This is a genomic window from Bacillus cereus group sp. BfR-BA-01383 (assembly GCF_022663495.1).
In the GTDB taxonomy this organism is placed as follows: Bacteria; Bacillota; Bacilli; order Bacillales; family Bacillaceae_G; genus Bacillus_A; species Bacillus_A cereus_AU.
In genome coordinates this window covers 160,914-178,015 of the sequence record NZ_JAKUFP010000004.1, presented here as the reverse complement: position 1 = coordinate 178,015, position 17,102 = coordinate 160,914, and the positions used below count along the sequence as shown (strand labels likewise).

Below are 17,102 nucleotides of genomic sequence, written 5' to 3'. Positions count from 1 at the left end.
TTTCGTTTGCTGTAAAGTGTTTATGAATGAAAGTTGTACTATATATTATGTGGTAAGGAATTGTAAGGAGATTGTTTTCGCTAAAAAATAAGCCAAATAACTCATGTGGAAAATGAATTCCTTACAAAAGAAGGTGTAAATGAAAGGGAATGATTGTATGTATAAATACACAATTTGCTTTATTAGAAAAGGAAATGAAATACTCTTATTAAATAGAAATAAAAAACCGAATATGGGAATGTGGAATGGTGTTGGAGGGAAAATAGAAGATAATGAAACACCGTACGAAGGAATAATTAGAGAAGCGTTTGAGGAAACAGGTATAGAGCTTCAAAATGTAACTTATAAGGGGAATGTTATCTTTAAAGATAAAGACGATACTCAGGGTAATGAGGGAATGTATGTATTCCTTGCTGATTTACCAGATGGAGTACATATGGACACACCAATAAGCACAGATGAAGGCATCTTAGAATGGAAATCAATTGATTGGATAGTAGATTGTGATAATAGAGGTGTAGTAAGCAATTTACAAAGATATTTACCAATAGTATTAGCAGAGGAAAATAATTTAGATCATATATTCACATATGATAACCGGAATATTATTAATTACACAACTGTACTTTTGACAGAGGATGATATGAAAAAACGTTATAAAAAACAACTTGTTTCCCAATAGAAGGTATGATTAAAAATCACTCTAATACTCTAGTTAATAAAATTTTTTGCATAGAGCAATCGGCAAGTAGATGTCGATTGCTCTCACTATAATAGAGAATATATAATTGTAATAAGAGGTGGCAAAGCCACCTCCTTTTTTAGCTGCGAATCGCTTTAATCATAAAGCGATGTTGCTTCACATCAAAATATCCTTTTTGCAAGATAATCGTATGTATGCGATATAATTCCTCATAATATCTTTCGACAGTAAAATCAGGAATTTGCCACGGAATTGCTTTTAAATAATAGACGATAGCGCCAATATCATAAAAACGTTGAAAAGGGAATTCTTCCTTCGCATCTAAAATAGTAAATCCATTTTCCTCTAACTCACCACATGCCGTTTCGAGTGACCAACTTGCAAATTCGCTATTTAGAGGTGTACCAAACTGTTCGTTAAGTTCAGCGCAATCAAGACCGCCAACTTGCTGTGTAAGAAATATCCCATTAGGAGAAAGGATTCTGCTTACCTCAGAAGCAGCATAGGATTCATGTTGATTCATAATGAAATCAAACTGACCATCTTGAAATGGTAAAGCAGTATCATCGGTAACCTCTACAACAGTAACCCCTAAAGGTTCTAATTTCTTTCGAGCAATTGGAACGTTCGGAGCATAGCCTTCAGTCGCAAAAATAGTTGGTGGGAACGGTTGTAACATAGATAAAAACTCTCCGCCTCCAGTACCCATATCTAGCACAGATTTTGCACGTTGCATAAGCTGGAAGGCTGTACTGCCGTATGACCATGACAAAGGTTCACTCTTCATTCGACCAGTTTCTGAAATGAAAGAAAAATCCCAGCCACTAAAGTTGGTCTTTGCACTTTCTAATAGAGTTAAAAATAATGGATCACATTTCATAAGTTTGTCCTCCTATTTTTTAAATGAGTGAAATGATGAGAAAAGAAAAAGGGAGGACCTCTTATAAAAGTGAAGCAGTTTTACGTTTCGTGTTCGAATAGATTCATAGAAATTTGCTCCTTGTGAGAATGGTTATTTATATATTCGGGATTTTTGAGTAAAAATCCTTTGAAGTTATAAGAGAAGGCAGTTGTTTAATGAAAAAATGGATTGAGTTTGTCGTGTAATTGTTCATTCATATGCTATAAAAAATAATTTTATTTACTCCATAAAATGGTAAAATTATGTTGGAGGTGAAATTGTGAAAAGATTTAGTATATTATCAATAACCTTGATGATTTTTGGACTGTTATTGTTTGGATTAAATTGGATAATAGATGGCTATTCTGAGCCTATTGTCCTTTTGGGTTATATCTCTTTTTTAGTCGGCATTGTTCTAAGTTTTATCGCGATTGTTAAACGTGAAGATGGAACCTTAAAATTCATATCACTTATTTCTTTCTTCGTTGTGATGTTTTTAATTACTTGGTTTGAGTCGTTTCAGGTACTACGAATTATTACGTGGTTAAAAAATATCTATTAAAATCTAAAATGTCGGTAAAAATGGGGAACCTTAAATTTAGGTTTCCCTTTAATTTATTCAATTATCAATATTAAAATTAACAGAGCCATTAATAAAAGAAATATATATATACTGAATATAAAAACTTTTAATTCTTTGAAAATATTTTATAATTTAGTATTGTTTATATATGAAATGTTTTGTTTGTACGAAAGAGGGATAAGGTGTTATATGAAAAGAATGAAAAATGTAATGTTGCTAGTGTTATGTTTCTTATGTTTAAGTGGTTGTAATTATGAAGATGAAGATCAGGTAAAAAAATATGTGAAAAAAAAGCACGGAATCGATGTGGTTGTAACAAATTGGGGTGCTATACATGAAGGGAATATGGGACATACATACCATACTGTTCAAGCGAAAAACAACAAAAATATTCAATTTAGAGTAGAGGTAAATGGCATCATCTATTCAAGAATAAAAGGTGATGAATACGAATACGGGAAAAACACATATGAGGAATATAAGAAATTCAAACCAATGCTAGAAGAAATTAAAAAATTAGGTTACGTGGAATCTGAAACTGAAAATACTCTCCAATATATATTGGATGATGATAATACAGGGGGAAAACCAACTGATAAGTTATTATTAACTTTAAAAACAAGTGATAAGATTGATTACAGTCAATTTGAATCAAAAGAATTAGATTGTTTATATGCTCTATTCCAATTCATTCAGAAGAGTAATAGAAAGATAACAGAACTTGAAATTGAGGATCAAAATGGTGAATCTATAGGCTTCCCTTTTAATAATGTGCAAAAAGCTATAACGAAAGAAGAACTGCTTCTAACAATGAAAAATACCGTAAGCAGTTATTGGACATATTTGATTCAAACTCAAACAAAAGTAGGAGAAAGGTTAAATGAAATTCAAAATGATCGCTTTGTAATTAAAGATATTACATGTCCACACCCGAAAGGAGGCAATTGTCCAGAGTATAAATTGACTTTAGTTTTTAATGACAGTGAGATTAAATATCAAAATGATTCTTATGTAATAGAGGATTTGAGAAAGGTGGTTACTATCCTTAAAGAAGAACTATATAATGAGAAATTTGACATATTTTTAACGAACAAGGATGGAACAAGTTATTCACTCTGGCTATCATCAGAAACAATCAAGAAAAGTAATAATATAGAAGAACTTATAAAATAATGGTATAAAGAAGAAATTTAAAACACTTTTTACGTGTGATATTTCTTTATTCAAAAGGAAAAAACGCTTATACTTCATTTTTGAAGCATAAGCGTTTTTGTTTAAAATACTTAAAAAGAAAAATCTTTTGGTAAAGTACCATTTTTTATCACCGTTCTTAACCCATGTTTTATAATCCAAGGGTTAACAGGATGCTGTTTATCACGCAATTGCTGCAACCATTGAAAAACGAGTTCTTTATCTTCTTTCGTAATATCGTTAATATGATTAGCTACAGATTTTTGAACGTATTTAGAAGGATCATTCATTAATGGTTCAAGAAGCTTTAAATTGTTCTTAAAATCACCTTTCAGAGCTCCAATTTTTTTTGCCCAAGGAAGTCTTGGTCTAGTACCTTCTGACACTAATCGCCTAATGTGGCTGTTTTCGTCATGTATCCACTGTTGTAATATGTTTAGTGTGTCTTCATGATATGTTTCAAGAAAAGGACGAATGGCATATTCAGCAGTATTCCTTTTTGTTATTTCATACATAGCATTGAATGAGGATTCAAAATCGTTAAGTCCATATTTTTCAACGTATTTTGCAATAGGCATATACATGTATCCGTTTGTAAATGTGCCTACTTCTGTTGTATTTTCTGGTCCTAATGTTTTCAGTAATATATGTATTGCTTCCTTAAAATCTTTTTGTAATGCATTGTGTAATTCATCTGCTATTACTTCAATACGTTGCTTTAACTCTAAATTTTCAACTTTATATGTAACAGAAGCTACAAAATTTCTTTTAGAGAAATGGGGATTGTGTTTACAAATAGAATCAGCCATTTTTTCTGCTAATTCTTCATTAAATAAAAATTTCAATGGAACATATTTACCCATTTTTTCACCTCATTAGTCAAATGAAAACAATTTTTATTTTTTAATCGACAACCCATAAACCAAAGTCTCACTCGGAGTCGTAATACTAAAACCAGTCGTCTTATAATCAAGTTTCACCGTATCACCAGTATAGTCTTTCGTGAATGAATCCATTTGTACGATAAGATCTGTATCTTCATATACAACATCATCTGCATTATATGTATCCCAAATTAAATCCACATCAACGAAAATACTACAAGAGTTTGTCATTGTTCCTCTAATACGAACGATTTTTTTGCCTTCACGTTCTAATCTATGTATAGCTGCTTTTGCTTCATCAGTAATACGAATGTTCATGTAATCCCAACCTTTATGTATATTTCCTTTATTATTGCAAAAACAAAAGAAATAGGGAAGTAAAGAGGGTTGTAATAAAAAACGAGCAAACAAATTTGTTTGCTCGTTTTACTTTATTTTAGTTCACATTTATCAAGAGGAATCACTTTTGTTTTTTTCGTAAATTTATAACCTAACCATAGTACTAAGAAAAGTGGTAAACCGATGTAAGAAACGAATACACCGTTCCAATCGATAGATTCTCCCGTAAATGCGCCATAGTTTTGTCCTAAAATGACAATGACACAAAGTGCAAATGCAAAGATTGGACCGAACGGGAACCATTTTGCTCGGTAAGGTAAGTCTTTTAAATCTTTTCCTTGTGCGATATATGCTTTACGGAAACGATAATGACTAATTGCAATTCCAACCCATGCGATAAAGCCAGACATTCCGGATGCGTTTAATAACCAAATGTATACAACGCCGTCACCGAATAAAGAAGCAATGAAAGCGACACTACCGACAATCGATGTTACGATTAATGCGTTAACAGGTACGCCACGGCTATCCAATTTACCTAAGAACTTTGGTGCTTTTCCTTGGCGAGCTAAATCCCAAAGCATACGAGTTGATGCATACATACCAGAGTTACCAGCAGATAAAACGGCCGTTAAAATAACAGCGTTCATAACAGAAGCAGCGAAGGCAACGCCCGCTTTTTCAAAAATAAGTGTAAATGGACTTACTGTTACATCACTTGCGGCAAGGCTTTCAGTTGTGTAAGGAATTAATAAACCGATAACGAGAATCGCAAGGATATAGAATAAAAGAATACGCCAAAAGATCGAACGAATTGCTTTTGGAATATTACGCTCTGGATCAGCAGTTTCACCAGCAGCTACTCCTAATAATTCAGTTCCTTGGAATGAGAAACCAGCGGCCATAAATACACCGATAATTGCCATAATACCGCCGTTAAATGGTGCATCTGCAACAGTGAAATTTTTAAATCCAACAAATTCGCCGCCCATAATACCGAAAATCATCATAAAACCGACAATTAAAAAGATAATAATAGTAACTACTTTAATAAGTGCGAACCAATATTCAGATTCACCAAAACCTTTAACAGATAAATAGTTTAAGAGAAAAATAATAGCTAAACAAAGGCCACTCCAAACGAGTGAAGGTGTATCTGGAAACCAAAATTTCATAATTAACGATACAGCTGCGAGTTCAGCCGCTATCGTAATTGCCCAGTTATACCAATAGTTCCATCCAAGTGCGAAACCAAGTGATGGATCAACAAATTTTGTTGCATACGTGCTAAAAGAGCCAGTAACAGGCATGTATGCTGCGAGTTCAGCTAAGCTTGTCATTAAGAAATAAACCATAATACCAATTGCGGCGTATGCAACTAGTGCACCACCGGGTCCAGCTGAGTGGATGACGCCACCGCTGGCAAGAAATAATCCGGTACCAATTGTACCACCGAGAGAAATCATTGTAAGGTGTCTTGATTTTAAACTACGTTTTAATTCACCTTTTCCTTGTGTAGTTTGCGTTTTAGAGGTAGTTTGATTCGTTGCGCTATTCATGTTCAACACTCCTTTTCTTGTAAGATAGGAAGGAGCGGGGGGAGAAAAGTACAAAAAACCGCCAAAGGAATTTGGCGGAACGTTTCACAAATAACCACCCCATCATACCCTTCCGTTAAGATAGCACCCCACGTTTACACGGTAATTTTGTAAACGTGACAGTTCTGTTCCTTTCGGAGACAGCCCCAGCTTATAGTTCCAGAGAAGAAATATAAACTTCGGCAACTTTTCCTTTCAAACGGAGTCGGTGACATTCTCTGTGTCTCGTCCATTTTACTTTTAAAAGTCGCAACCTCTACCTCATCGGACTGATGAGGATTTATATATTGCTAAGATTTTTAATATATCGCAATTGTAATCACTTTCTGAATATATTGCAAGGAATTTTGTTAGGAAAAGTCAAAAAATATCGGTTATTGTTTAGGAAACGCTTGCAAAACTCCACCCGAACCTACTGTTATGTAACAAAAAAATAAATAAAGAAATTGTTATACAAATGTTTCGCAAAAAATAATGAAAAATCCTCTAAAATTAAAAGAAAATTCGGAAAATATAATTCGACATTCATAATGTGGTCATATTTTTTGTTATAATGAGATAAACGTTTAAAGGAAAAGGGGAAATCATTGTGAAATTAGAAACGGAAAGGCTCTATATAGTACCATGTACAGAAGAGATGTTTCGTGTTGCTGAAAAACAATGGTATAACAGTGGTCCGCATATTATAGGCCATGTAGAACATGTAAAAGAAGATACGGCTTTATTACCTTGGGGCGCATGGTATGTCATTCGAAAAGAAGATGACATCGTACTAGGGGATATAGGGTTTAAAGGGAAACCAAGCGAGAATAGTACAGTAGAAGTTGGTTACGGTTTTATTGAGAAATATTGGAATAAAGGATATGCTACAGAATCTGTAGCTGAATTAATAAAGTGGGCTTTTCAGACAGGAAAAGTAGAAACGGTTATTGCAGAGACACTTCTAGATAATTATGGTTCAATCCGTGTATTAGAAAAATTACATATGAAGAGAGTAGAAGCTACAGAAACGATGATCAATTGGAAAATAGAAAAATACCGCTCGAAATAAATCGGGCGGTATTTTTGTAATTAAGGTAGTATTTGTTTTTGATCTGTCGGGTATCCAATTGTCGAATGTTTCGAATGATTACGGACAGCAATAAAAATAGATATAATAACGACAAGACCAACTGCCACGTAAGAAAGTGAAATAATAGTTGGATCCACTTTAAATGTTGTAAGTAGTGTACGTATATTCGTAAAAATAATAAGGCCACCAACTAATACGCCAAGTAAATGAGATGGAACGATGCGTACTAACCATGCTGCAATTGGAGCTGCGACAATACCGCCAAGCATTAAGGAGAATACCCAAACCCAGCTTACTTGTTCCCAGCCAAGTGAGATGAAGAAGCCGATTGTTGCAGCGAGTGAAACAGGAAATTCACTCGTATCTACAGATCCAATCACTTTTCTAGCTTCATTTCCTCTTGCAAGTAGCACAGGTGTCGTAATTGGACCCCAGCCACCACCGCCAGTTGAATCGACGAATCCAGCGAATAAACCGAGCGGTACAAGTTGTTTGGCAGACATGCGTTTTTTTGAAGTGGCAATTTGCTTTTGAATAAGAAATCGTAATAAAATATAAACCCCTAAAGTGAATAAAAATATTGAAATGTACGGTTTAATCACATTGCCAGGTAAATTACTTAAAAAACATGCCCCAATAAATGCACCAATTGCTCCTGGTAATGTAAGCCTGGAAACGGTATATTTATCCACGTTTCCAAATTTAATGTGAGATGCACCAGAAGCAGCAGTTGTAACGACTTCAGCTAAGTGAACAGAAGCGGAAGCTACAGCCGGTGCGATACCAAACATTAATAATAGAGAAGTAGAGGTTACCCCATACGCCATTCCGAGTGCTCCATCAATCAATTGAGCGAAAAATCCAATAATAGCAAATACAATTAATTTCTGCATAAATATTCCCCCTGTAATAAATAAATGAAAAAGGCACTTTTCCCATATGAGAAAAGTGCCTTTGGTTTTTCCAATCAGCAATATTGAAATTTGTTTTATTATAATACATATTAATCGTATAAAACAACTGGGTTTTAAAGTTTTTTGAATTGAATGAAAGAAAAATAAAATATACAATAAAAGGATGGAGAGAAAGGGGAGAAGGACATGTTAGTATTTGATCATCTCGTTCACGCAGTGCATTGCACACCGGAGGAAGCAGCAAAACAAATGCAGGAGCGTGGATTTCATACTGCATTAGGCGGACGACATACAAACTGGGGTACTTGGAATAGTTTATGTTATTTTGACTTATCATATATAGAATTTTTAGCAGTTCAGCATGGAGAAAAAGCGAAAGAAGCAGAAAATCCATTAGTGCAGGAAACGGTCGTGAAATTACAAACTGGAGAAGGAATGCTACAAATCGCAATTCGAACAGATGCAATTGAAGAATTAACAGTTAAGTTCAGAAAGCATGGCATACAAACGATTGGACCATTTGAAGGGAAACGCATGAGAAAAGATGGCCGTCTTTTAGAATGGAAAATGTTATTTGTAAAGCAGGAAGAGAACGGACCGAAATTACCCTTCTTTATACAGTGGAATGAAACGGACGAAGAAAGAAGAATCGATTTACATAAAACAGGGACGATTGCTGAACATAAAAACAAAGTACAACAAATTGAAACGATTCATTATGCGGTGAAAAATGTTCGAGAAACGGTGCGGAAATGGAAAGAAGTAATGGGGTTAGCTGCAAGTTCAGTCGTAAAAAATGAAGAGTGGAATGCTGAGTGTCAAAGTGTATCGTTTGGTGATATTCATGTACAGTTTTGTGAACCGCTTGGAGAAGGGTTAGTGCAAGAACGCCTGAAGAACCAGGGCGAAAATCCATTTGCAGTAGAGTTTAAAGGGGAAAGTAAACAAGTGCATGAAGTGTTAGGGAGTTTGTACATATATTAATAGAGAGATTGAACCGAATTATAGAAGATCATAATCATTCTTCATCCTATATTCCAAGCTGGTATCAATCACATCATATGGATATGATAAACAATAGATAATGGAGGGATTCATTTGGATAAAATAGCGGTAATTTCAGATATTCATGGTAATATTCCGGCATTAGAATCTGTGCTGAAAGATATTAAATTAAGAGGGATAGAGCGTATTATTTGTCTTGGCGATTTAGTAGGAAAAGGCCCTCATTCAAGCGAAGTAATTGAAATCGTTCGTAAAGAATGTGAGGAAGTCGTAATGGGGAACTGGGATGATTTCATTACAAAACCGACTGAATTTGAAGCGTTAAAATGGCATCAAAAACAACTGTCAGAAGAACAAAATGAGTACTTAAGAAGTTTACCATTTTCAATCGAGTTTTATATGAGCGGGAAACTCATTCGTATGTTCCACGCTTCACCGAGAAGTTTATATGAAAGAATTCAACCACATGCCGCAATAGAAGAACGTGTTAGTATGTTCGAAAATAGTGACCTCACAGAGAATAAAGAAGGAGAAAGAAAACCAGATGTCGTTTGCTACGGTGACGTTCACCAAGCATTCGTTCAAAATTTCAGAGGCAAAACGTTATGTAATGCTGGTAGTGTAGGAAATCCTCTTGAAATTACACAAGCATCCTATTTAATTTTTGAAGGAACTTACAATGAAAAAGAAGCAACGAGTTTTTCCATCCAGCTCGTACGTGTACCGTACGATATTGAATTAGCCATCCGATTAGCAGAAGAACTCGATATGCCAGAAATTGAGGAATATAAGCAAGAGTTACGAACTGCTTTGTATCGGGGGTTTAAGGGGAAGTAAGGAAGATATCTATCGTAACTAAAAATATATCAACGATTCGACAAAGGATATCGACTTACCGACAAATAGTGACACGTTTTGTTACTTGTAATTATATTATGTAAACTAATTACAGGAGGAGATATCATGAACCGAAAACAAATCATTAAAGAAATTACAGATCATATTTTAACGTTAAACTTAACGCATCCAATAAGAGTTGGAGTAAGTGGTATTACAGCATCAGGAAAGACAACATTTGCAAACGAACTTGCAGAAGAAATAAAGAAACGAGGAGTACCAGTAACACGCGCCAGCATTGATGATTTTCATAACCCGAGAGCGATTCGCTATACGCAAGGAAAAGAATCTGCAAGAGGATATTATGAAGATGCACACGATTATATAGCTTTTAAAGAAAGGTTATTAAAGCCTTTAGGACCTAACGGGAATTTACATTATGAAACGATTTCTCATAACTTAATAACGGACATCCCTGTACATAATGAACCACTAGTGGCCTCGCCAAATATGGTGCTAATAGTAGATGGAACATTTCTATTGAAAAAAGACGTAGAGTATTTATTTGATTACAAAATTTTTGTAGATACAGATTTTGAGATTGCGAGAAAACGTGGTGCGAAGCGGGAGACTGAAGCTTTTGGAAGTTATGAAGAAGCAGAGAAAATGTTTTTGAACAGATATCATGCAGCTTGTAAGATGTATATAGACGAGCATAATCCGAAAGAATGTGCGAATGTTGTATTTCAGAATAGTGATTTAGAAAATCCAGAAGTTATATTTCATGAAAGAGAGTAAATGCGTAATCATAAATATATGTATAACCTTATATTTATTGTTATAATTCTCGTATAATGAAATTCATTTTACGAAGTAATTTCCAGGGGATAAGGAAAAAAGGCAAGTTAAAAACATAAAAAGGGGACAAGACATATAATGAATGAAGTAATAGAACTAAAAGAAGAATTACAGCAAATTAAAAATAATAATTATGCTGTACCAGAAGATGTAGACGCATATCCATATGCACAGTGGATGCTAGATTATATCGGATCACCTGATGCTGAACTGCGTGATGATTTAATATATAGTACGCTTCACAAATGGATTACAAATGATGTATTTAGACAAAAAGAATTACGAGGATTAATGTTACAAGCGATTAGTCCTGATTATTTATTTTATAAAATTGGAGAAAAGGGAACGGACTCTGTTTTCAAACGTGCATTCTCTGTTTTAATCCCACCACTTATTTTATCTGTTCATGAAAGAGAACCGTTGTTATCGGAAGAACAACTGTACAGTGTAGCAGAACAAATTCTGGAATATGTATATTTAGAAGAAGACGTAAGAGGTTACGTAGAAGGAAAAGGCTGGGCACATTCTACTGCACATGCTGCAGATGCGCTAGATGCTTTAGCTCGTACAATCCAAAATCGTGAGTTTTCATATGCAATACTAGCTGCAGTCCGTCAAAAGGTTCGTTTAAATGACTACGTATACATACACTTTGAGGATGAGAGATTAGTAACGCCAATTATGTCGTTACGTAACCAAAATCTTTTAACTGAAGAAGAGTGGAGCAACTGGTTACATAGTATAGCAATCGTTGAAGACATCCCGCACCCTCAGTATGATATTTTAGTTCAAAATATTAGAGCTTTCTTACGAAGTTTATATTTCAGAGTTTTAGAGACAGAGGGTAGTACAGCCTTTACAGATGATATATTGGAAACTTTGAAGAAATTGCGTAGGTATTAAAAAAGGCCTTTGAATTGGAAATTTTAAAAGAAATCCATACTTAGAAATAAAGAGAAAATATTAATTTTGAAAAATTTATTAGAAATTTATTTTTACATTGTACCCTTTCAGTATAGGCTGAAAGGGGTGTCACATGAAAAAATTATTGAAGATAGTAAAGATTATATTTTTTGTGTGTAGTAGCATTGTTTTTCTTGGAACAGGCGCTGTATTTATATATCATAACTATCAATTAAGAATGGAATCGAAATTAATAAATAATGAAGGTGAACTTATTAATTTCAATAATAAAAAAATACATGTTTATAATGAGGGGAGCGGGAAGGATACGTTTGTATTTATGGCCGGATCTGGAATTGCCGCTCCTGTTTATGAATTGAAAGGGTTGTATAGTAAATTTTCGAAAGAAAACAAGATTTCTGTAATTGAGAGAGCTGGTTATGGGTACAGTGATGTTTTTCAAGATGATAGAGACATTGATACGATATTAGAACAAACGAGAGAAGCGCTTATTCGAAGTGGAAATAAATCACCATATGTTTTAGTACCACACTCTCTATCGGGTATAGAGGCTATTTATTGGGCACAAAAATATCCAAGTGAAGTAAAAGGGATTATTGCGTTAGATATTGGTTTACCTAAACAGTATGTAACTCATAAAATAGGTGTAGTTGATTCATTAAGAATAAAAGGGATGAATATTTTAACGAAAATTGGTTTTCAGAGATTAGTTCCTTCTTTCACTTATAATCCCGAAGTCATTCGGCAATCCTTTTTAAACGAACAGGAAAAAGATATTTATCGAGCGCTTTCATATAAACAAGCTTTTAACGATGATATGAAGCAAGAACTTTTACAAAGCTACGATAACGGTAAAAAATCAAATTCCTTATCAATCCCAAAAGAAACACCGATTTTATTTATAGATGCGATTGCTAGGCAAAATAAAAATTCGAAGTATACAAAGCAAAAAAACAAAGATTATAAGGAGTTTGCTAGCAAGCTATTAATAGCTGATGTGAAAATAATTGAAGGTACACATAGTATTTATTTATACGCTCCGGATGAAATATACAAATTTGCTATGGATTTTATTAATAATAAAGTAGTGAAGAACTAAGCTATTGTTAATTTGGCGATGGAAGGTCTGTATAATGAAAAAATATAATATATTAATTGTTGAAGACGATTTGATGATAGGATATTTATTACAAAAAATTTTGCAGCGCGAGAAGTATAAGGTGTATTGGGAGAAAGAAGGAAAGAAAGTTCTTGATGTAATTCATGAAATAGATTTAGTCATAATGGATGTTATGTTACCGGGTGAAGATGGTTATCAAATTACAAAGAAAATAAAAAATTTAGGATTAAATATCCCAATTATATTTCTATCAGCTCTGAATGATATTGATAGTAAACTAAAAGGTTTAACTATTGGAGAAGAATACATGATAAAACCTTTTGATCCTAGAGAATTATTGTTAAGAATTCAGAAAATGTTAGATAATCAATATGGTACTTTCACGCAAATTAAACATCTATTTATAGATGCAGAATATAAAAGGGTTCTAATGAATGGTTTGCGTGATGAAGTTGCTTTTACTGCGATTGAGCGTAAAATATTCTTCTATTTATATGAAAATAGAGATAGAATTCTAACAAAAGAGCACTTCTTTGATTACTTATGGCAACTTGAAGATAGAAATCAAAATATCATGAACGTACATATAAAAAAAATCAGGACCAAAATCAATGATAAAACAGGTGATATTATTCAAAATATTTATGGAGAAGGGTATAGACTAAATACCTTTATGAAGAAATGAACTTAAAGAAAAAATATCAGTTACTACTATTCTCCGCTATTGTTAGCGTACCACTGTTATTGTTGTCAATTAGTATCTTTGTATCAGTAATTTATAATGCTGTCTTTAAAACTAAAAACAAAAACATTCCATTTCACGAATCCTTTGCATATCCTACTATGTTAATTATATTTTTATTGTCACTATTAGTATTAGCTTTTGTATTTTCAAAATCGATTAACACAGTATTAAATAAAATTAATGTATTAAATCAAACGATTCGAGATTTAGCTAGTGATAAAAAAATCCCTAATATAATCGATGTCAAAAGCGATGACGAGATGGGGCAACTGATTAAATCAGTAAACTTGCTTATAGAAAGAACGACTTATCGAGAATTAGAACTACAACAACAGGAACAAATAAAAAAAGAGCTATTAAATAAATTAAGGCATGATATTAATACACCCTTAACTGCGGTTAGATTACAATTATATTATTTAGAAGGCGAATACGAAGAACAAGCACCAGTACTTGAATCAATGTATGAGCAGATACAATATATAAGTCATTTAACTAACGAATTTAATATTCAATCTACAGAGACATTAGAGAATACTTATATTGTGAATGATGAAGTGAATATACATAATTTAATCGAAAATATGATTAAAAAATGGAGCTATTTGTATAGCATTCATAAAATTGAATTAGTATATAATCCACAAGATAAAGAGTTGATATGGAATAGTAATGAGTTATGGATTCAAAGGCTATTCGATAATATTTTTCAAAATGTGCTTAAACATTCAAAAGCTAACAAACTTGAGATCCTCATAGGCGATGATATTGTTTCCTTTAGAGATAACGGGATTGGGTTTGATATAAATAGTAAAGGAACGGGACTAGGTTTAAAAAATATTGAAGATATATCAAAGATGTTCGATGTAAAATATACTTTACAATCAAATAGTGAGGGGACTATGTTTTCATTTGAAAACACTCAAGTTTAGAGTAAAGTACATAAAACCAATACCTTCCAAACATACTAATAAAATGTGTTGGAGGTGAGTTTTATGGATAAAAAAGACTTTGAAAAAGTTTATAATGACTACTTACATCAAGGAGAAGAACAAGCTCAATTTGAAATAGCTCAGGAAGTTACTTCAGGTGCAGAACAAATTGTTGCTGTTCGTAAAAATGATGAAGGTGATTTAATTGCTTTTAAAACAAGTAGCGGGAGAGAGTTAGATTATATTACTGCTCTTGATGAAGCGAAATCAGGGAAGTTAGCACATGTGGACGTGTTTCATAAGTATGGTAGAGATATTATACGTAGTGAAGCGGATGGTATAAAGGAAAATAATTTAGATAATTTGCCGTCTTTTTAAACGGGTAAACCTCAAGAAGAGAATGTTCATTTGGATATTCTCTTCTTTTTTGCTAAGCTTTCCCTACAAATAGAAGGTTTATTTCTGAAGTGTAATCACACTTTTAAAGAGCTCTCTAAATTTCTCTTTATCTTCTGCTGTAAATGGTTTTGGTCCTTTGGTACGCTTACCGCTTTTTCGAACCATTGCACTTAAATATCGTGTTTGTAATAGTTGGTCAATGTTTTCATTCGTATACTTATAGCCTTTATGGTGTAGAACGATACAGCCTTTTGCTAAAGCGAGCGAAGCAAGACCATAATCTTGCGTTACGATTAAATCTTCTTTTTTTGCTAACTGCATAATCCGGTAATCCGCAGCATCTGCTCCAGAATCAACATAAATGGTTTCCACACCTGCTGGCTGCTTAGCATTAGAATAATGAGAAAAGCTAGTAACGAGGGTAACAGGGATTTCTGCATTCGTAGCTTCAAAAATAATCACATCTTTTACAGGGCAAGCATCTGCATCAACGTAAATTTTCATATTTATCACTCCTAAAACTAGGTTCGTGTTGATAATAATGGTAGATTTTTCTTTTGTCAAACGAGAAAGCTTTATATAATGTTATTTTTCACATACCAAAATAGCCTCACGCAAACGAGAAATACCTTCCTCAATTTGATCTATATTTACCTTTCCATAAGATAAACGTATATAACCATCTTTTGCGCCGAAAATACTGCCCGGCATAAAGGCGATTTCTTGTTTTAAGCTTTGCATAATGAGTTGCTTTTCGTTTATCGGTTCGTTTAATTTTCCCCATATGTAAATACCACCAGTAGGCTTTGAAAAAGAGATTTTATCGTGAAGTTGCTCGTTTAGGGCACGGACGATAATGTCTCTTTTTTCTGCTAGCTGCTTTCGTAACGGTACGATATGCGACTGGAATGGTACAGTTTCGAAAAATTGCTGCATAAGCCACTGCGGGAATATACTCATTCCTAATTCCATTTGGTGCCGCGCATCTGATAATCGCTCTACGACAGACTGCGGAGCGACAAGCCAGCCAACTCGTAAACCTGGTGCAATCATTTTTGATAAGGAATGTACATAAATGACTGTTCCGTTTTCATCAATCGATTTTAAAGTAGGGCAAGGTTGTTTATTTTCTAACGTAAGTAGACTAGACGGATCATCTTCAACGATCGCAATTCGTAAGTCTGCGCAAAGTGACAACAGTTTTTTTCTACGGTTTGGATGCAGCATCGTTCCCGTAGGATTTTGGAAATTTGGATTTAAAAAGATCATTTTAATACGATGCTTTCTATATAATTCTTGCACATCATCTGGATTAATACCGTGTTCATCGACAGGTAATGGGAAAATACGAATACCTGCTGATTGGAATAACGGTAAGGAATAACAGTGCGATGGACTTTCGAAAGCGACTGCATCACCTGGATTTAATAAACATTGTACGATAAGGTGAAGTGCTTGTTGGGCGCCAGATGTAATCATAATCGATTGTTCGGTCGCTTCAATTTTTAAATAATCTTTCATATATTTTACTACCGCTTGTCTGAGCGGGAGATAGCCCTGGGGATGATCATAACTTAATGACTGCGTTAACGGTTGTTCTCGTAAAATCGTTTGTAGTTGATCGTGAGGATAGAGATTACAACCGAGCTCCCCATTAGCGAAATCTATAATATTTTCATTTTGTTGTACTTCTGCCCGAATGTGGCGAAGTAATGGTAAGTTTGGCAAAAAAGTACCACCTTCTACGAAACCTCTCCAGTTCGGCGTTAATGTCGGAGAAACGCCCCACATATGTGTACTCACACGTGTTCCTTTACCGGTCGTACTTTCTACAATTCCCATAGCGCGAAGTTCATTATAAGCAGTCGTTACTGTACTTCTGTTTACATTTAACTGCGTAGCTAATTTCCGTTCTGAAGGGAGGAAGCTACCTGGAGGAAGCTCTCCGTATGTAATACGTCTTTCAATAAAGTCAACAACTTGCTGATAAATAGGTATTTTACTGTCATTATCTAGCTTCCATTCCATATAAACGCCTCCGCATCTCTTATATACATCAAGTATAACAAATTGGCTGGGTAAAAAAACAGCCAATTG

19 protein-coding genes, 1 pseudogene and 1 riboswitch are annotated in these 17,102 nt (G+C 34.0%); of the genes and pseudogenes, 13 read left to right on the top strand and 7 right to left on the bottom strand.

Annotation, left to right across the window (positions count from 1 at the left end):
* Positions 1-157: 157 nt before the first annotated feature.
* Entirely contained in the window at positions 158-682 is a 525-nt protein-coding gene (locus MR065_RS06410) for an NUDIX hydrolase (protein ID WP_242212940.1), read from the top strand.
* A gap of 139 nt (positions 683-821) precedes the next feature.
* Here MR065_RS06410 and MR065_RS06405 read toward each other — a convergent pair whose 3' ends face one another.
* The gene (locus MR065_RS06405; RefSeq protein ID WP_242212935.1) at positions 822-1,583 is read right to left on the bottom strand and encodes a class I SAM-dependent methyltransferase; all 762 of its coding nucleotides are present in this window, start codon (positions 1,581-1,583) and stop codon (positions 822-824) included.
* A gap of 301 nt (positions 1,584-1,884) precedes the next feature.
* Between MR065_RS06405 and MR065_RS06400 the strand changes: the two genes are divergently transcribed.
* Both MR065_RS06400 and MR065_RS06395 read left to right on the top strand, forming a co-directional pair.
* Entirely contained in the window at positions 1,885-2,166 is a 282-nt protein-coding gene (locus tag MR065_RS06400) for a hypothetical protein (protein WP_242212934.1), read from the top strand.
* Positions 2,167-2,376: 210 nt separating this feature from the next.
* On the top strand, positions 2,377-3,360 hold the full coding sequence (locus MR065_RS06395) for a hypothetical protein (protein ID WP_242212933.1): 984 nt from the start codon (positions 2,377-2,379) through the stop codon (positions 3,358-3,360).
* Positions 3,361-3,470: 110 nt separating this feature from the next.
* Here the strand turns inward: MR065_RS06395 and MR065_RS06390 are convergent, their stop codons facing one another.
* The 3 genes from MR065_RS06390 to MR065_RS06380 all read right to left on the bottom strand — a co-directional run bounded on the left by MR065_RS06390 (position 3,471) and on the right by MR065_RS06380 (position 6,160).
* Positions 3,471-4,241, bottom strand: a complete 771-nt coding sequence (locus tag MR065_RS06390; protein WP_242212931.1) for a DNA alkylation repair protein — start codon at positions 4,239-4,241, stop codon at positions 3,471-3,473.
* A gap of 33 nt (positions 4,242-4,274) precedes the next feature.
* On the bottom strand, positions 4,275-4,580 hold the full coding sequence (locus tag MR065_RS06385) for an iron-sulfur cluster biosynthesis family protein (protein ID WP_242212929.1): 306 nt from the start codon (positions 4,578-4,580) through the stop codon (positions 4,275-4,277).
* Positions 4,581-4,693: 113 nt separating this feature from the next.
* Entirely contained in the window at positions 4,694-6,160 is a 1,467-nt protein-coding gene (locus MR065_RS06380; RefSeq protein ID WP_242212928.1) for an amino acid permease, read from the bottom strand.
* 113 nt (positions 6,161-6,273) lie between these two features.
* Positions 6,274-6,466: riboswitch (Lysine riboswitch) on the bottom strand.
* 322 nt (positions 6,467-6,788) lie between these two features.
* Here MR065_RS06380 and MR065_RS06375 point away from each other — a divergent pair.
* Positions 6,789-7,250: a GNAT family N-acetyltransferase gene (locus MR065_RS06375; RefSeq protein ID WP_242212927.1), complete on the top strand. Its 462-nt coding sequence runs from the start codon at positions 6,789-6,791 to the stop codon at positions 7,248-7,250.
* 20 nt (positions 7,251-7,270) lie between these two features.
* On the opposite strand, the gene MR065_RS06370 is transcribed toward MR065_RS06375, so the two are convergent.
* Positions 7,271-8,164, bottom strand: coding sequence for a sulfite exporter TauE/SafE family protein (locus tag MR065_RS06370; RefSeq protein WP_242212926.1), 894 nt, complete (start codon positions 8,162-8,164; stop codon positions 7,271-7,273).
* Between the two features lie 207 nt (positions 8,165-8,371).
* On the opposite strand from MR065_RS06370, the gene MR065_RS06365 reads away from it, so the two are divergent.
* The 9 genes and pseudogenes from MR065_RS06365 to MR065_RS06325 all read left to right on the top strand — a co-directional run bounded on the left by MR065_RS06365 (position 8,372) and on the right by MR065_RS06325 (position 14,984).
* On the top strand, positions 8,372-9,169 hold the full coding sequence (locus tag MR065_RS06365; protein ID WP_242212925.1) for a VOC family protein: 798 nt from the start codon (positions 8,372-8,374) through the stop codon (positions 9,167-9,169).
* Between the two features lie 2 nt (positions 9,170-9,171).
* Positions 9,172-9,270, top strand: a pseudogene (locus tag MR065_RS06360) (aminoglycoside phosphotransferase family protein); the annotation flags it as partial.
* 13 nt (positions 9,271-9,283) lie between these two features.
* Positions 9,284-10,027: a metallophosphoesterase family protein gene (locus MR065_RS06355; RefSeq protein ID WP_242212924.1), complete on the top strand. Its 744-nt coding sequence runs from the start codon at positions 9,284-9,286 to the stop codon at positions 10,025-10,027.
* Between the two features lie 126 nt (positions 10,028-10,153).
* Positions 10,154-10,825: a nucleoside/nucleotide kinase family protein gene (locus MR065_RS06350; RefSeq protein WP_242212923.1), complete on the top strand. Its 672-nt coding sequence runs from the start codon at positions 10,154-10,156 to the stop codon at positions 10,823-10,825.
* 138 nt (positions 10,826-10,963) lie between these two features.
* Positions 10,964-11,788 (top strand): DUF2785 domain-containing protein, encoded by an 825-nt coding sequence (locus MR065_RS06345; RefSeq protein ID WP_242212922.1) that lies wholly within the window; start codon positions 10,964-10,966, stop codon positions 11,786-11,788.
* A 133-nt stretch (positions 11,789-11,921) separates the two neighbouring features.
* Positions 11,922-12,908 carry an alpha/beta fold hydrolase gene (locus MR065_RS06340; protein WP_242212921.1) on the top strand — a complete coding sequence of 329 codons (987 nt, stop codon included), beginning with the start codon at positions 11,922-11,924 and terminating at the stop codon, positions 12,906-12,908.
* Between the two features lie 34 nt (positions 12,909-12,942).
* The gene (locus MR065_RS06335) at positions 12,943-13,614 is read left to right on the top strand and encodes a response regulator transcription factor (protein ID WP_242212920.1); all 672 of its coding nucleotides are present in this window, start codon (positions 12,943-12,945) and stop codon (positions 13,612-13,614) included.
* Positions 13,611-14,606: a sensor histidine kinase gene (locus MR065_RS06330; RefSeq protein ID WP_242212919.1), complete on the top strand. Its 996-nt coding sequence runs from the start codon at positions 13,611-13,613 to the stop codon at positions 14,604-14,606. The genes MR065_RS06335 and MR065_RS06330 overlap by 4 nt, the downstream gene beginning before the upstream one ends.
* Positions 14,607-14,669: 63 nt before the next feature.
* Positions 14,670-14,984 (top strand): DUF3892 domain-containing protein, encoded by a 315-nt coding sequence (locus tag MR065_RS06325; RefSeq protein WP_242212918.1) that lies wholly within the window; start codon positions 14,670-14,672, stop codon positions 14,982-14,984.
* A gap of 78 nt (positions 14,985-15,062) precedes the next feature.
* Here MR065_RS06325 and MR065_RS06320 read toward each other — a convergent pair whose 3' ends face one another.
* Both MR065_RS06320 and pdxR read right to left on the bottom strand, forming a co-directional pair.
* Entirely contained in the window at positions 15,063-15,509 is a 447-nt protein-coding gene (locus MR065_RS06320) for a YaiI/YqxD family protein (RefSeq protein WP_242212917.1), read from the bottom strand.
* Positions 15,510-15,590: 81 nt separating this feature from the next.
* Positions 15,591-17,033, bottom strand: coding sequence for a MocR-like pyridoxine biosynthesis transcription factor PdxR (gene pdxR / locus MR065_RS06315; RefSeq protein WP_242212916.1), 1,443 nt, complete (start codon positions 17,031-17,033; stop codon positions 15,591-15,593).
* Positions 17,034-17,102: the final 69 nt, after the last annotated feature.

Coding starts and splice junctions, on each gene's coding strand:
- pdxR (WP_242212916.1), bottom strand. CDS start 17,033: ATGGAATGGAAGCTAGATAATGACAGTAAAATACCTATTTATCAGCAA.
- MR065_RS06335 (WP_242212920.1), top strand. CDS start 12,943: ATGAAAAAATATAATATATTAATTGTTGAAGACGATTTGATGATAGGA.
- MR065_RS06395 (WP_242212933.1), top strand. CDS start 2,377: ATGAAAAGAATGAAAAATGTAATGTTGCTAGTGTTATGTTTCTTATGT.
- MR065_RS06350 (WP_242212923.1), top strand. CDS start 10,154: ATGAACCGAAAACAAATCATTAAAGAAATTACAGATCATATTTTAACG.
- MR065_RS06405 (WP_242212935.1), bottom strand. CDS start 1,583: ATGAAATGTGATCCATTATTTTTAACTCTATTAGAAAGTGCAAAGACC.
- MR065_RS06385 (WP_242212929.1), bottom strand. CDS start 4,580: ATGAACATTCGTATTACTGATGAAGCAAAAGCAGCTATACATAGATTA.
- MR065_RS06410 (WP_242212940.1), top strand. CDS start 158: ATGTATAAATACACAATTTGCTTTATTAGAAAAGGAAATGAAATACTC.
- MR065_RS06340 (WP_242212921.1), top strand. CDS start 11,922: ATGAAAAAATTATTGAAGATAGTAAAGATTATATTTTTTGTGTGTAGT.
- MR065_RS06320 (WP_242212917.1), bottom strand. CDS start 15,509: ATGAAAATTTACGTTGATGCAGATGCTTGCCCTGTAAAAGATGTGATT.
- MR065_RS06365 (WP_242212925.1), top strand. CDS start 8,372: ATGTTAGTATTTGATCATCTCGTTCACGCAGTGCATTGCACACCGGAG.
- MR065_RS06380 (WP_242212928.1), bottom strand. CDS start 6,160: ATGAATAGCGCAACGAATCAAACTACCTCTAAAACGCAAACTACACAA.
- MR065_RS06325 (WP_242212918.1), top strand. CDS start 14,670: ATGGATAAAAAAGACTTTGAAAAAGTTTATAATGACTACTTACATCAA.
- MR065_RS06390 (WP_242212931.1), bottom strand. CDS start 4,241: ATGGGTAAATATGTTCCATTGAAATTTTTATTTAATGAAGAATTAGCA.
- MR065_RS06370 (WP_242212926.1), bottom strand. CDS start 8,164: ATGCAGAAATTAATTGTATTTGCTATTATTGGATTTTTCGCTCAATTG.
- MR065_RS06330 (WP_242212919.1), top strand. CDS start 13,611: ATGAACTTAAAGAAAAAATATCAGTTACTACTATTCTCCGCTATTGTT.
- MR065_RS06345 (WP_242212922.1), top strand. CDS start 10,964: ATGAATGAAGTAATAGAACTAAAAGAAGAATTACAGCAAATTAAAAAT.